The organism is Bacteriovorax sp. BSW11_IV, from assembly GCF_000447755.1.
Taxonomy (GTDB): domain Bacteria; phylum Bdellovibrionota; class Bacteriovoracia; order Bacteriovoracales; family Bacteriovoracaceae; genus BSW11-IV.
On the sequence record NZ_AUNE01000038.1, the window covers coordinates 80,752 to 96,199 of the forward strand.

Consider the following 15,448-nt stretch of genomic DNA (forward strand, 5'->3'; position numbering starts at 1 on the left):
AAAACAATCTGAATGAGATTATCTTTTCGAGAATTGGTATCTTGCTCTCGCACCCTTCATACCGTATTTCTTTCTTTCTACTTTTCTTGGGTCACGAGTTAAGAAACCAGCAGCTTTAAGCTCAGGTCTTGCAGATGGATCGATTTTTAGGATCGCTCTAGCAATACCAAGTCTTACTGCACCAGCTTGTCCAGAAGTACCACCACCACGTACGTTGATGTTTAGATCAAACTTCTCAGCAACTTTTAAAAGTTTAAGAGGTTGATTAACAACGTATCTGTCAGTTCCCTTCGGGAAATAATCTTTAATATCTCTTTTGTTAACTGTAATGCTTCCGTTACCTTGAGCAACATAAACTCTAGCAACAGAAGTTTTTCTTCTACCTACAGCGTGTGTATCGTATGTTTTACCTTTAGTGGCCATATTAAATTCCTCGTCGCTTTAATTAGAAATTATAAACTTCTGGTTTTTGAGCTTCGTGATCATGAGATTCACCAGCGAAAACTTTAAGCTTAGTTAATTGTTTACGTCCTAGAGTGTTCTTTGGAAGCATACCTTTTACAGCATCCATGATGATTAGTTCAGGATGTCTTGCAAGTTGTTCCTTAGCAGTTCTAGTCTTAAGTCCACCAACGTAGTTTGTATGCCAGTGGTATTTCTTGTCATTTAACTTATTACCAGTGAATTTAATTTTCTCAGCGTTTACTACGATTACATAATCACCAGAATCAGTGTATGGAGTAAACTTAGGGCTGTTTTTCCCTCTAAGAATGTTTGCGATTTCAGTAGCTAGACGACCTACAACTTTGTCAGTTGCATCCACTAGGTACCATTTTTTGTCAGCTTCAGCTGGCTTCAAAACGAATGTTTTCTGTGTATACATAAAATAACCTTCAACCTATTCAATGCAAAAAAATTAATAAAAACGAAAGGCGAAAATGTAATGGGTAATCCCTTATAATCGCTTTGGGGCCTATAGTCAATGGGTATAATGTAATAATGATGCAGGCCTAGAAAAATCCAATCGAGAGCTGAAAGCGTCCAAAAGACTCTCTTCTATTCTCGATATTAGTTTGTCTTTGCATCTTTATACCATAATCGAAATCGAGAGAACCAACAGGGGTCACAAATTTGAAAGTTGTCCCTGCAGAAGTACGTAATTTCATAACGTTAACTGATGTTGTATAAAGGCGACCAGCGTCAAAGAATAGCCCCAGAACAACATTGTCATTAACGTAATAGCGAGGCTCTATCTTTATATTCACAAAATAGGCCTTATCAGAAATGACAACTTGCCCAATTTCGCGTCCATCCACAAGTCTATTAATCTCATCAGAGTAAAAACCTCTAACTTGATCAATACCATCTAAACGAAATACCTTTAAACTTGGAATATATCCTACTGGGATAGCATTTCCGTCTTCATCTTTTAGAATTATTCCAGAGCTATCTTTTCTAAATCCTCGTGAAAAGTTTTTCTCAACTCCACCAGCAACTGATGCCGCCAGAACAACACTGTCACTAAACGGATAGTAAAAACGATTTCTTGAAACAAGTTTATTGAAGTTGATCATTAAGTCGTCATCTTGCATCGAATAGAAGTATTTGTTTGCAAACTCCCAAGATAAAGCAAAGTGGGCCCCTTTTCTTGGATTAAGTGCATTGTCCCTAAAATCAAGCGTGATAGAAGGTATGATCGAGCCAATACGAAATGAATCGTCGTCGATCTCTCTTGTTGCATCAAATTGATCGATATACTCGAGCTGATATCGTAAAGTTGCGGAAAAAACATCATTGAAAGTTTTTGATAGCTGCGGTGAAAATCTTATAATGTCGGCATCAAAAGATGAAAACCTCTTTCTTTGCATAGATGCTGCGAGTTCCCCCTCAAGCTTAGTCCCTAAAAGTCTATAGCCAAGATAAGGCTCAACAAATGAAAACCTTGCGACACCTTCCAACAATCTCTTCTCTTCCTGCCTTCTTCTATCATCTAGACCACTAAAACTTAGTCTCCAGTTAGCTAAAACCTTCATACTCAATGATCTATTGAGACCATTAATATTGTTCATCGAAACACCACCAGAGAACTTAATACCTAGATCAGTTCTATAACCTGGGGCCAACTCAGCTTGTCCGAAATCTTTCTCCTTAACTTGGATTAAGAGATTTACTTGTGTTTTATCTGTTGCTCCAGATGACGTTGAAACATAGGGTGTAACTCGAACAACAGAGAATAAACCAAGTTGTGAGATTCTATTTTGAATTCCTTGAATTAACTTTGGAGTAATTTTCTCAAGTCGCTTTAATTGAACTTCTCTTTCAATTACTTCGTATTTTGTCTTAATAAGTCCTGTCACGACTAGACTATCAAACAAAGTCACTTTCCCTGTATTAAGAGAGAGTTTCAAGGTTGCTTCTCTAAAATTATTTGTATAGCTCACAACTTTTTTCGGGTCACGATTGGCATACTCTGCGAAGTAATAACCGTTTTCACGAACAAGGGACAATGCTTCTTCAAGATCTTTTTCTAATGCAATGACATTCAACGGCTGATTTTCTTTATTTTTTAGACCATTTACAACAATTAGATTTAAATCTTTATTTACACCATCAACAATAACTTCCTTCAAAACTGTTTGCTGTCTCTCTATAATTAAAAACGAAACATCAGCATTTTCTCTTCTTTCATCAAAACGAATTGTAGGATTTACAATTTCAGAGAATAGATAGCCTTGTTGTAAATATTCTCTTTTCAACAATTCAACAAACGTTTTCAAATATTCTTCGTCTAAATAACCACTACTAGCGATTGGAGTAGCTTTTTTAGCATAGAGCTTATTCACGAAATTCACGTCGAAGTTTTTTATTCCTTCATAGTCAATTTTATTGATACGTATTTTATTTCCTTCCTTAATTTCAACATAGAAATTCACATAAGGAATTTCATTTATATCTATCCCACGACGAATATCGAAATTAATTTTGGTATTATAGACACCCTTTGATTGATACAATTGTAAAAGTACTTCACGAATATCATTCTCATTAAATTTTTGTCCCTGACTCTTAATCGTTGTTTTCAATTCAGCAATTATTTCTTGCTTCGAAAAAACACTAAGGCCAGAAAATGAAAAGGCATATCTCTTCCCCGGTATGATATCAACGAGAACTGTTGCATCTTTATTATTATCGAAAGAGACTTCTTTTAAATTTGTTTTAATCTCATAAAAGCCGAGATTGAACATTTCCTCATGAACTCTATCAACTTTTAACTGGAACATTGATTTGTCCCAAATCTTTCCTTTGTTTTCTTTCAACCTTTGAAATACAAAATTATTTAACCAAGAAAGACCCGATGAAATTTGGATATCTGAAATTTTCGAGTACTCACCGAGTTTAATATCGAAATTTAAACTTATAAACTCACCCTTTTCATTAATATTTAATGACGAGACTGAGTTATAAAAGCCATGCTCTTTTAGAAACTTTTGAATTTCATCATATGTTTTAGCAAGAAGTTGATCAGAGTAGAACTCATCCTCTTTTAGAGAGATCTTCTGCTTTATTTCTTTTAGGTCTACTTCTTCATCAAAAGTGAACGTAATCTCGGCAACCTTTCTTTTCACACCAACATCTAAAACAAGATCTAGCGAGTGGTTGTTTTTTTGAACGAGGTATGAAAAATTTTGGATTGAATTATCTAGGAGTTTAAAATTAATTTTCTCCCTAAGATTTGAAACTTCAACTCCAACTAAGTCCTCAAACTTTTCTTGGTATTCCTCGCAAATATCTTCAATATCGCAATTAACAGTAATATGAGTTATCTTATCGCTCGCAAAGCAATTAAATGCAGTCAAAAATGTAAGAATTAACGTAACTAAAACGACCATTTATATTTTATATCCGCCCCGACCGAATCAGGTGTATCTATTGTTTCTTCACTACTAGACTTTAATTCATAAACCCCTTCAACGGAAAGGTTTTTATTGATATTAAAGTTCAAGTTCATTTCTTGCTTTTGTTCTAATGACCCACCAATTGTACTCGACAATGATAAGTCTACTTTTTCGCTTATATTCTTCTGAATTTTCACTTTTGTGGCACTCTTATAACGGCTAACTTCACCATCACTAACACCAGATTTTCCCTGTAATAGTGTTTGCTCGTTTTCACCAAATTCAGGAAGTACACTTAGCCTTAGACCTAGAGACGAATTTAGTCCTTCATTAATTTTTAGCTGATCTACTAGTAGAGTACTCAACCCCAGCGTTGTAACGTTCTCTCTTTCACGAGACTGTAGGCCTTGTGAGATATCAGATGTTACACCAAGAGTTAATAAAGAAAGAATATCCTCTTGAACCAGATATGGTTCAGAAGTTAAGTTAATATCTAAGTTATTGGCCTTTCCTCTGACTTCAAGCTTGATATCATATTGATTGACCTGACTTGAGGCAACAAAGAATAAGTCTGGCGTAACAGATTGATCTTTTGATTCAAAACTAACTCGCCCTTCTTGCAAAACAAACTCATGTCCTTTGAATTTAAATTTACTTAATGCTTGAATAAATACAAAGTCTCCATCAACTAAAGGTCTCGATAAATCACCGCTGACTCTAGCGTTCCCACTAAACTGGAGCTCTGAGAGACTATTTTCAATATAAACAGGACTTGAAACACCTAACTGTAGATTCAAGTCGATCAAGTTTTTTGTCTCTAGACTTCGTTTCTCTGGAATAAACTGATAGACACTAGATGGTATAATTTCACTTTTTGTGAATTCAGAAAATTCATCTTTAAAACTTCCACCCTTAATACTCACTCGACCATCAAGAATATATGGAATTCTTTTTCCACTTAGAGATCCTTCTGCAGAAATTAATGCCCCAGATTTTTTGAAAAGTGGTAAAAATGAATCCTGAATTTGATAATTTAACTGTACCTCAGGAAAAGGAACATCAATATTAACAACACCATCACCAAGAACAGCTCCTCCACCGTAATTTGCACTGATATCCTGAATTAGTACCCTAGTTCCATCAATTGTGACTTTACCTTCAAGATCGGAAAATACGTTTGGAATATTCGCAATTCTTAGTGAGCCGTTTTTTATTTCTAATTCATAGAAATTTTCAAATTTTGTTGTCGAAGCAGTGATCACTCCTCTTCCAGAAATATCGCCGGCCACTTTATAAACCTTTGGCGAAATAAGCTCTAACCAATCCCCATCAATATTTAAATTCTGTTCTATACGAACACCACTTTTCATATTTCCACTAAAACGTGTCGTAATATTTTTATTATTCTGATTCAGGCGAAATGAAGAATTCTCAACTACACCTTTATTCATTTTCATTCCAAAAGGCTGATTCAACGTTATTCGTGATGCTCCTCTTTTGAGACTTAATTCATCAACTCGTACATCTAAGTCCATATCTTCAATATTGCCAATTTTAAACTGCGCAGAGGTCTCCCCCTTTATTCTTCCGCTTAAACTCTGGTCCGAAATATTATGTTCTGAAATAATCCCAAACAATTCTCTTAAATTTGTAAAATCATATTTAAGATTAACTTTTGACTCTAATTCTTTAGAAAGATTAACACTACCTTCAGCGCTCATACTGTCGCCAATAAACTGTGAATTAAAGTTTAAAACCTTATCTTTTAAATTGAATTGAAGAACTGAATCATCGACTTGAACATTTGCGATATTTGAGTTTTTTAAAAGAATATCTCCATTAGCGACTTGTTCGCCAAACAGCTTACGTATTTCAATTTTTCCATTTATCTGGCCATCTAGACCTATTCCCGAAATTCTATAAAGATCAATATCCCTTAGGCGATAGTCGTTTGCCCTAATTACCACATCGTCTATTTCACCTTCATATAAGTGAATATTTCCTGATAGAGTCCCTTGTCCTTTTTGTACCTTTATATCATCAACAAAGATTTCTTTATCTGTAATCTTAAGTCGAGCAAAACCATTTTCAAAAGTTTCACCCCCAATATCCATATCTAAGGTCTCTGTTTGTCCTATCACAATTAAATTATCTAATGTATTTGAAAGTTGAAGCTTTGCTTTTACATTTGATCGGACATTTTCAGGAAGATATATTTTTTTCTCTTTAAAGAATGGTTCAACAATATAGAAGATGTCTCTATAGCTTGTTTTTTCAAAATTAAAACCTAAGTCAATTGCTTTTGAATTAAAGTTGATGAATCCCTCTGCTACACCATAAGTGTTATCAAAATCGAAAACTATATCTCTCAATTTCAAGAATACTTTATTAAGATTAAAGTCTGCGATTCCTTTAATTTTTCTAGCTCTAAAATTTAGAACTGAAAATTCTTCAAGGTCCATATCAGCGATAAATTCAACATCGCCATCATCACTGCCTAGTACTTCTAGGCCAACAATACCTTTTCCAATTATAGGAAAACCAACAATTGGCCCGAATTCTTGAAAATCAAATTCACCTTTATCAACACGAATATCTATTTTTTTACCTTGAATTTTACCATTGATATTAAGTTGAGTTACTTCACCACTTTTTCCTTTTAAATTCAAAAAAACAATTTCTTGAATCAAATCGACAACGACAGTTGAAGCTTCAAAGGTTATATCTTTTGGAGTTATTATAGGTGCAGAAGAATCTTCAACAATATATTTTGGACTTATTATCTTACTGTCCTTCGCAACTTGGAAGGTCAAAGATTCTTTTGTTATATTTATATTTACATCACCTGAAAGATATCCCTTCAAACCAACAAGATCCGGCACAGCGTATAAGGCATCGTTCGTATTCACATTTTTTAATGTAAGCGGTAAGTTAATGACATCAACATTTGGCAATTCAAGAACTATTGGTTCTCTATTTCGAACTTCTCCTCGCTCTTTTTTTGCGAATCCTTTTTTAATAGTAATTTTTTTGTCGTCCAATTCTGCTTCCGCCATAACTTCATCAGCATTGATGTATGGACTTTTTATGGATGTTCCATGCACTTTAATATTTGCTATTGGATTTTTTATCTTATTTGAAAGGCCAATTTTAAGTTCAACATATCCAGATACACCAATATGATCTGTTGTTAGTTCTGAAATAATATCCTCAACACCACCTGTATAATCCAAGTTAAGCTTTATATTCCCACTCTCGAGGTTGTCAGATATTTCACCATGTGCTCTCAGCTTATTTAACTTGTCGGTAATTTCAACGTTAACGAGCCTAAGCTTATCCTCAGTCATTTCTAAATCAAAAATGATAGAATCTCTTTTTAAAAACTGATCAATTTTCGATCGACCACTCTTAATACTTTTTAAATGTCCGCTGAATCTTAAACTCTTTCTCAAATTAGCAGCATATAGCTCTTCAATTGATACAGTTGCATCATTCAAAAAAAGAAGCGTATTTGTCACCATTACACTTCTAACAGTGATCGGCAATTTCTCTAAAACTTCGCCTTTAATTTCTGAGAACAAATATTTTACGTCTAAGTTTTTCCTCTCTTCAGATTTCTCTGATTGTCCGCTTACCTTCGCAAAAATTTCAGCCTCATCAAGAGAAATCTCATTAATGCTCAATTCTTTCTTAAGTAAGTCAACGATACTAAAACTTACCCCTAATAGCTCGGCCCTTAAATCAACCCAGCTATCAGAACTCGTATTCATTTTAAACTCTGTATTTCTAAGATAAGTCGCAGGAGGAAAGAAACCGATTTCGATATTGCTAAACTTAACATCCGCACCGATTTTATTTTTTACTAATTCATGAACTTGATTCGATAGGTACTTACCAAGAAATTCACTTTGCACAAATAATCTCGCCCCCACAAGCATTGCGGCGACCAAGAAAAAGAACAAAAATAAAATTCTATTTATTCTAATACCTTTCATTAATTCTTTGTTTCACTAACCTATAATTTTGATCCATTTGAAAGACTCTAGCATAGTACTTCAAAGCATCAATTTTTCTACCAATCTTTCTATAACACTCAGCAATTAAATAATAAAAATCTATCCTCTCCGTTTCCATTAGCGGTAAATATTCTAATGATCCCTCGGCTTCATTTAGTGCTTTTGAATAATTTTTTAATTGCATATGAGCACAGATAACTAAATACTGACGTTTTATATTTTCCTCATCCTTTTCACTCTGGCCAATTAAATCCAGGATAAAAACTACTAAATCAGGAAAATCCATCATCATAAGAGCGACACATAAATCATAGTAGACAGAATTAAGTTCGTCTTCGCTCATAACTTCAATATTTTTCTTAAAAAATACTTTATCTTCTTCGAAACCTCGGGAAGATGATATTTGAAACTCTTCCAATAAGCGAGTTAGCTCACCGCTGTTGTTTTGTGCCGGTTCGTATATATAACGAGTACCTGTCACATCAAAATACTTCTTTTCCAATTTTTCAACGAGCGGATTTTCTGGTTCATTAACTTTTAGATCTTCAATTAACTGACGTGCTGATTCTTTATCATTCATTTTGAGTAATAGTGAAATTTTATTCTCTAACTCAGAGGCAACATCCAAATCTTCTGAAAAAAATAAATCAGTTCCAAGATCCACTTCTTCACCATATATAAAATCTGGGAAATTTTTAATCTCTAATTGAATCTCAATTAGCTCCTCTTGTTCATATTGAGTAAGATTAAAATTTTCATCATTCAGTAAGATAGCTGTAAGAACTTCGCATGCTTCCTTTCTTTTCATTAGAAAAAATTTTCGAACCAATCCATTTAATACATCTTTGTCAAAAGGTTCATATAAAAGCATTTGTAGAGCATTGCTAAAGTATTTCTCATCGGACTTTTCTCTTTTATTCCAAATCCTTTTCACCTCATGTCTTCTAATCAAAGATTCTCTTCTCTTGTGTAGCTCTAATTCATCAAGAACGACATCCTCTTCAATTTCTAGCAACTCAGCTGTTCTTCCAAGGCCCATGGCAATTTTACATTCTATCTGTGCAATATTATCTATTTCTAATCCTCGATTAGAAATTTCTCTTAGAAAATTATGAAGTTTAAAATATAAGTGTTCCTCTATTAATTCTGAGACACATCTATGTGCAATATTTTTAGCAGAAGCGAGCTCTCCAATATCAATCAGAGAATGACAGATGATTTCATACTCGGTTAATGAAAATTGTGCGTTCTCATTTTCTTCGAAATATTTAGCAATCTCTAAAGATTGTTTCATTTCATACAAATTAATTAATAATTTTTTCTGCTCATCAAAAAATTCTTTTCTTAACATTTTTTTGATTTCAATTTTTTTTGAAAATAAAAATACAAGATCTTCTTTTGATAAAGAATTATTTTGAGAAACACTTTTCAAATAAAAAAGTGCATCGTGGAATCGTCCAGATGAAATTAATGAATCTAAATATTCTAGATCCACATGACCTCCAAAATAAAAAAAGGAGTTAAAAAGTCAGTCTTTAAAACAACTTTCTAACTCCCTTATTTTACTTCATTTTCAAGGCCAAGAAATTTGTAGCGTAATTATTGCCCCTAAAATCTTTGTCTTTCAAAATTGAAAGGTGGAGCTCTTTATTCGTCTTAATTCCCTCAATGAAAGTTTCATTTAGGGCGCGAATCATTCTGTTGATGCACTCTTCTCTTGAATTACCACTCACGATCACTTTTGCGATCATTGAATCGTAAAAAGGAGGAACTTTATAACCAGAATAGATAAAATCATCTACTCTAACACCAATACCTGCTGGTCTGTGATAGTAAACAATTTCACCCGGAGATGGCATATTCGTCTTAGGATCTTCTGCATTAATACGACACTCAATTGAATGTCCTTTAAATGTAATATCCTCTTGCTTATACGAAAGCTTCTCTCCAGCAGCAACTTTAATTTGTTGAGCAATTAGGTCAATTCCTGTTCTTTGTTCAGTAACTGGGTGTTCTACTTGGATACGAGTATTCATTTCCATGAAGTAGAACTTTTGCTCGTCTTGATCGTATAGATATTCAACAGTACCAACCGAATCATAACCAACAAATTTAGCCAAGTTTACGGCAGACTGACAAATACTCTCTCTAATTTCTGGAGTTAATACTGGACATGGAGATTCCTCAACAACTTTTTGAAATCTTCTTTGAACAGTACAATCTCTTTCACCTAGGTGAACAACATTTCCATGTTTATCTGCAAGAATCTGCACTTCTACGTGTCTTGGATTCATAATATACTTTTCGATGAAAAGTGTATCATCACCAAATCCAGCTTTGGCCTCAGACTTTAGTCTTGTAATTGCAGGCAATAGATCTTTTTCTTGATCAATTTTCTGCATACCACGACCACCACCGCCGGCAGAAGCTTTAATAAGAACAGGGTATCCCATAGTTCTTGCATCTTCTACAATTTCGCTATCCGTACGACCATTAACTTTAATTGGCTTCAAAATAGGAAGACCTGCTTCTTCAGCAAGTTCTTTTGATAGAATTTTACTTCCCATTTTATCGATACAATCTACGTTTGGTCCAATGAACTCTAGTCCCCACTTCTTACAAAGAGTTGCGAACTCTTTATTTTCTGAAAGGAAACCAAATCCAGGGTGAACAGCATCTGCTCCAGTAATTTCTGCAGCAGATAAAATTGAAGGAATATTTAGGTAAGAAAGAGCAGACTTTGCTGGCCCAATACATACCGACTCATCAGCAAGTTTAACGTGCAATGAGTTTTCATCAGCTGTCGAATGAACACAAACTGTTTCAATACCAAGCTCGCGGCATGTACGTAGAATACGCACAGCAATTTCACCACGGTTGGCAATGAGTACTTTTTTGAACTTCATAAGGCCCTCTTTTTTTTAAGGCTTAATTCTAAAAAGAACTTGTCCAAATTCAACGTACGTTTCGTTTTCAACACAAAGTTCAACGATCTCACCAGAAACTTCTGATTCAATTTCGTTCATGATCTTCATTGCTTCAACGATACAAAGAACTTTGCCTGGACTAACTCTGTCTCCAACTTTTGCATAAATAGGAGAATCTGGAGATGGTGAAGCATAAAACGTTCCAACAAATGGAGAAGTCACTTCGATAAGTCCAGAAGCAGCTTTCGCTTTAGGAGCTGCTGCAGCTGCAACAGGTGCATGAGCAACCGGAGCGGCCATAACTGGAGCAACATGAGAAGAAGCTGTTGGAAATTCTACAGCAAATTTTTCTTTTCCTGATTCATATTCAAGTGCGCTAGCACCTGCATCTTTAGCGATAGAAATAAATTCTTTTAGTTTTTCAAAATCCATAATTCCCTCTTTTGATTAAGCCTTAACTCTTTCTACGTACTCGCCTGTACGAGTGTCGATTCTAAGAACTTCACCTTCTGTGATAAACAATGGAACGTTAATTTGCAGACCTGTTTCCATAATAGCTTTCTTCATACCACCTTGTGCAGTATCGCCCTTTAAACCTGGATCTGTCTCAGTAACTCTCAATTCTACGAAGTTTGGTAATTCAATTGAGATTGGTTTCCCGTTGTAATATAGAACAAATAATTTGATACCTTCTTGAAGATATAAAGCTGCATCACCACACTGATCAGTGTTTACGTGAATTGATTCGAAGTTTGATTGATCCATGAAATTGAAACCGTCTGTGTCTGAGTACATGTACTCAACTTCTCTCTCAAGAAGATCTGGTCTCATAACACCTGTAGCAACACCTGACTTGTATGTACGCTCAAGCATGTTTCCGTTTTCAAGATTTTTCATCTTAACTTTATAGAAAGCTGAACCTTTTCCAGGGTTAGTAAAATCACACTTGATGATAATATACGGTTTCCCTTCAACTTCTACCTTAAGACCTTTTCTAAAATCTGTTGTTTGAATTTCACTCATAACGATTCCTCTTTATATAATTGTGCTAAGATTGCCATTAAATATGCGTTTTTTCCTAGGCCCTCCATTATGATTGTGGAGGCTTTGGCCGTCAACTTTACCTGCCTGAAGCTTTCTCTATGATGTGTGTTACTTAAGTGAACTTCCACTATCGGCATTGGCAACATCTTGAGTGCGTCAAGAATGGCCACGCTTGTATGTGAGTAGGCAGCAGGATTGATAATTAGTGCTTTTATATCAGAATTTACTAATGATTGTATCTTTTGAATGAGCGCGGATTCGCTATTGGATTGAAACCACTCGAGTTCGACTTTTTGTCCAAGTTCGACCAACCTTTTTTCAGTGTACTTTGCAATTTCATCCAAAGTTAAACTTCCGTATATTGAAGTTTCTCTTGTTCCAAGCATATTTAGGTTGGGTCCATTGATGACAATGAATTTATTGGCCATAGCTCTCTCTCTATTTCTCAGTGCATAAAGAAATAGCAAAAAAGAGCATTAATTGTAAAGTGTTGACTATAGATGACGCATAGATTGCTCTGCGCGTTGTTTCAATAAAGCATGAAACGACCACAGCTTTTCTTCTAAATGAGAAGTATCGATTGGAGTTGCAGTAATTTCTTCCTGAACCATTGAGATTACAGGCTCTTCTACAAGCATTTCCCCATCAAATTCAAACGCTGAAGACTCTTCTTCATATTCAAATTCATCTTCATCGGACTCAAATAAGGCCTTTTCCTCTGCCTCAATCTCATCTTTAAAGTTTTTAATTTTTGTATCAAAGAAGCTCATGAGGTTCTTACGACCATCATCTTCATTTTCTTCTTTAATTACTTTTACTTGCGCTGGAGCAGGAGCTGGTCTTTGAACTTCTTTTGGAGATGTAATCTCTTCAACTTCCGCTAATTTGAGCTTTGCCGCTTCATCATTAGGGTTTAATTCAATGATCTTCTCTAAAATTTCCTTGGCCTTAGCAAAGTGACCCTGGCCGCAATAGAGATTAACCAATGTTTGAGTGAACATAGAAGAAGATTTTGAATCTTCATTTGTTTTTATTTCTTTATCAACAAAGAATTCATCTTCTTGCTCTTCAACAAGTACTTCTTCTTGTTTGATTTCTTTTTGCACAGACCAATTATCAAAGTCCTGATCGTTATTATTTTTTGTAACAACAACTTCCTCAGGTGATAATTTAACTTCAACCCACTCATCAAATTCATCAATGTCATGAGAAGTTTTAATATTATCGACTCTAAAATAATCTTCTTGCGCAGGTTGTTCACTGATGACAAATTCTGGTCTTCCACCTGGTGCTGGATAAATCGAATCTTCTAACTCTTTTACTTTTTTAGCTGTATATTCATCACGCGGATTAATAAAAAGAAGGAACTTAAAAGTCTCAAGGGCCTCTTCATTGTGACCAATCTTTAAGCACACATCACTATAAAGTCTTTGTAATAGAATATTGTCTCGATTCCCTGCAATCAAAGGCTTTAATGTATTGTATGCCAAGACATATTCACCTGAATCGAAATAACAATGAGCGATCCCTAAATGACCTAGAATATAATCCGGATTATATCTAATACCTTGTTGTAAAATCTTTAATGCCTGCTTAGTCATGCCTAACTTGCGGTAGGCCTCTGCTAAAGGCGCAAACACTCGAGACTTCGGATTAGATTCCAAAGTCTCCGTGTATTTTTCAATCAAAGGTGTCGATACGTCAGATTCTTTCATTATTAACCGTTATTTGATAATCCAGCTTCTTCCTGATTTATAATTCTTGGAGTCATGAAAATAATAAGTTCGTTCTTATTAATCTCTGGACCAGAAGGTGTTCTAAAGAACCAACCAAGAAGTGGAATATCTTTTAAAAATGGAACCCCTGAGTGAGTCTCTCTCTTTTCAAAATTGTATACCCCACCAAGAACGATTGTCGAACCGTTTTCAACAAGAACATTTGTATTAACCGATCTGGCCTGCTTGTCAGGTGGCGCCTGAGCACTTGGTCTCGTACCAAATTGTTCTTTCGCTAGTTCAATTTCCAACGAGATAGAGCCTTCGTTGGTAACTTGTGGCGTAACTGTTAGTGTTAAAGATGCATCTGTTTGTTGGAAAGAAGTTACTGCAGCATCTCCTGCTCCAGTTGTAGTAGAAAAACTTGTTGTATCTACTGTTTTAATTACTGCTTTTTTCTTATTTTGAGTAATTACTTTTGGAGAAGCAACAATCTTACCTTTTGACTCACTTTCCATCAGTTGAAGCTTGAAGTTAAGATTTAAAAGTCTACCAAACCTAGTAATTTGTAGTCCAAAAAGATCTCTTGCCCCTTCTCCTGATGACGGAGCTGAACTTAAAGTAAATCCTGGACCACCATCAGCACCACTATCTAAGTCAGCACCAACAGTACTTATATTGCTTCCAACATTCCCTACTGGGTCGTAACCGAAATTGAATCCTTCTTTAAGTCCAATTTCTTTTTTATACCCTTCTGTCACTTCAACAATTTTTGATTCAATAAGAACTTGCGGTGTTTGCTTATCAAGAAGCTCAATGATCTTCTTGGCCTTATCTAATGAATCTACTGTATCTTTAACAATTAAAGAGTTTGTTCTCTCATCTAGTGCAATTGTACCTCTACCTTTAGTAAGATATGGCTCAATGATTTTGATTAGATCTTTTGTATTTGAGTAAGAAATCAAAAAGACTTTTGTAACGAGAGGCTCATCTTTTTCTTTAAGCTTTTTCGCTTCAAGTTCTTTTTCTTGCTCTTTTGCCGCTTGCTCCAAAGTGTTGATCATAAGAATGATCCCATTCTTCTTAGCAACCAGCTTACCTAAACCAAGAATTGTATCTAAGGCCTGATCCCATGGAACGTTAACCAAATTCAATGTTAATGGTGGTAATTTTTCAACAGATTCTGTCATGATGATGTTGAACCCTGAAGCATCAGCAATCATTTTCAGGATATTTGAAATCTTTAAGTTTTTAACATCAATTGTAATCTTTTTCCCAATGTATTTCTTTCTTCCACTCAGAGTTAAATTCTCTAAGATATCTTCTACTGAATCAGACTTTGGGACATTGATTTTTGAGTCTTCGTTAACAGATTCAGCAAGTTTTTCATCAAAAGACTGTCCTTTTGAAACTGTATTTTCAGAAAAAACTCCGAATCGATTTTCTACTTCTAGTACTACTCTATTTGGCTTTCTTTTTAGAAGTGATCGAACGTTATCTCTTAACTGGAGAACAACACGTACATCATTAGGGTTTTCTGGTTTTTTATATGCTGACACATAAACAATACTTCCAGAAAATTCAGATGTATCAAAACCCCTAAGAACCTTTTCTACGGCCTTAGCATTTTTCACATCGATAATAATTTGTTTGAATTCTTTATCTTGAAATTTAGATGCTTCAACATCATTTCCATCAAAGACTAACTCTAGCTCACTGATCTCACCTTTTTGCGTGAAATCAATTTTCTGTAATTCGACTGAATATGCAACATTTGTGAAGAAAATCGCTGCAAGGGCGATTATAAATCCTTTCTTCATACCACCTCATCCTAAGGTTTAAAGAAGTAA

Annotated in this window: 11 protein-coding genes; all 11 read right to left on the reverse strand. The window is 34.9% G+C overall.

Translation table 11 applies throughout. The features are described 5' to 3' along the window. Positions 1-18: 18 nt before the first annotated feature. The 11 genes from rpsI to M899_RS10655 all read right to left on the reverse strand — a co-directional run bounded on the left by rpsI (position 19) and on the right by M899_RS10655 (position 15,418). Positions 19-423, reverse strand: a complete 405-nt coding sequence (gene rpsI / locus M899_RS10605; RefSeq protein WP_021271423.1) for a 30S ribosomal protein S9 — start codon at positions 421-423, stop codon at positions 19-21. A gap of 22 nt (positions 424-445) precedes the next feature. Further along, a complete protein-coding gene (rplM, locus tag M899_RS10610; protein ID WP_021271478.1) occupies positions 446-883 on the reverse strand; it encodes a 50S ribosomal protein L13 in 438 nt (145 codons plus the stop codon). Positions 884-1,010: 127 nt separating this feature from the next. After that, the gene (locus M899_RS10615; RefSeq protein WP_021271444.1) at positions 1,011-3,890 is read right to left on the reverse strand and encodes a POTRA domain-containing protein; all 2,880 of its coding nucleotides are present in this window, start codon (positions 3,888-3,890) and stop codon (positions 1,011-1,013) included. After that, positions 3,878-7,891: a translocation/assembly module TamB domain-containing protein gene (locus M899_RS10620; protein ID WP_021271378.1), complete on the reverse strand. Its 4,014-nt coding sequence runs from the start codon at positions 7,889-7,891 to the stop codon at positions 3,878-3,880. The genes M899_RS10615 and M899_RS10620 overlap by 13 nt, the downstream gene beginning before the upstream one ends. After that, entirely contained in the window at positions 7,878-9,407 is a 1,530-nt protein-coding gene (locus M899_RS10625) for a hypothetical protein (RefSeq protein WP_021271464.1), read from the reverse strand. Before M899_RS10625 ends, M899_RS10620 begins: the two co-directional genes overlap by 14 nt. Positions 9,408-9,474: 67 nt before the next feature. Then, positions 9,475-10,818: an acetyl-CoA carboxylase biotin carboxylase subunit gene (gene accC, locus M899_RS10630; protein WP_021271447.1), complete on the reverse strand. Its 1,344-nt coding sequence runs from the start codon at positions 10,816-10,818 to the stop codon at positions 9,475-9,477. Positions 10,819-10,833: 15 nt separating this feature from the next. Beyond that, a complete protein-coding gene (gene accB / locus M899_RS10635) occupies positions 10,834-11,271 on the reverse strand; it encodes an acetyl-CoA carboxylase biotin carboxyl carrier protein (RefSeq protein ID WP_021271429.1) in 438 nt (145 codons plus the stop codon). A 15-nt stretch (positions 11,272-11,286) separates the two neighbouring features. After that, positions 11,287-11,862, reverse strand: coding sequence for an elongation factor P (efp, locus tag M899_RS10640; RefSeq protein WP_021271440.1), 576 nt, complete (start codon positions 11,860-11,862; stop codon positions 11,287-11,289). Then, the gene (locus M899_RS10645) at positions 11,859-12,311 is read right to left on the reverse strand and encodes a type II 3-dehydroquinate dehydratase (protein WP_034728843.1); all 453 of its coding nucleotides are present in this window, start codon (positions 12,309-12,311) and stop codon (positions 11,859-11,861) included. Before M899_RS10645 ends, efp begins: the two co-directional genes overlap by 4 nt. Positions 12,312-12,377: 66 nt before the next feature. Beyond that, positions 12,378-13,598 carry a tetratricopeptide repeat protein gene (locus M899_RS17780; RefSeq protein ID WP_021271431.1) on the reverse strand — a complete coding sequence of 407 codons (1,221 nt, stop codon included), beginning with the start codon at positions 13,596-13,598 and terminating at the stop codon, positions 12,378-12,380. A gap of 2 nt (positions 13,599-13,600) precedes the next feature. Further along, complete coding sequence (locus tag M899_RS10655; RefSeq protein ID WP_021271475.1) at positions 13,601-15,418, reverse strand: type IV pilus secretin PilQ; 1,818 nt, start codon at positions 15,416-15,418, stop codon at positions 13,601-13,603. Positions 15,419-15,448 lie beyond the last annotated feature (30 nt).

Excerpts from the sequence above, each read along its gene's own strand:
- rpsI (WP_021271423.1), bottom strand. The coding sequence starts at position 423 with ATGGCCACTAAAGGTAAAACATACGATACACACGCTGTAGGTAGAAGA.
- rplM (WP_021271478.1), bottom strand. The coding sequence starts at position 883 with ATGTATACACAGAAAACATTCGTTTTGAAGCCAGCTGAAGCTGACAAA.
- M899_RS10615 (WP_021271444.1), bottom strand. The coding sequence starts at position 3,890 with ATGGTCGTTTTAGTTACGTTAATTCTTACATTTTTGACTGCATTTAAT.
- M899_RS10620 (WP_021271378.1), bottom strand. The coding sequence starts at position 7,891 with ATGAAAGGTATTAGAATAAATAGAATTTTATTTTTGTTCTTTTTCTTG.
- accC (WP_021271447.1), bottom strand. The coding sequence starts at position 10,818 with ATGAAGTTCAAAAAAGTACTCATTGCCAACCGTGGTGAAATTGCTGTG.
- accB (WP_021271429.1), bottom strand. The coding sequence starts at position 11,271 with ATGGATTTTGAAAAACTAAAAGAATTTATTTCTATCGCTAAAGATGCA.
- efp (WP_021271440.1), bottom strand. The coding sequence starts at position 11,862 with ATGAGTGAAATTCAAACAACAGATTTTAGAAAAGGTCTTAAGGTAGAA.
- M899_RS10645 (WP_034728843.1), bottom strand. The coding sequence starts at position 12,311 with ATGGCCAATAAATTCATTGTCATCAATGGACCCAACCTAAATATGCTT.
- M899_RS17780 (WP_021271431.1), bottom strand. The coding sequence starts at position 13,598 with ATGAAAGAATCTGACGTATCGACACCTTTGATTGAAAAATACACGGAG.
- M899_RS10655 (WP_021271475.1), bottom strand. The coding sequence starts at position 15,418 with ATGAAGAAAGGATTTATAATCGCCCTTGCAGCGATTTTCTTCACAAAT.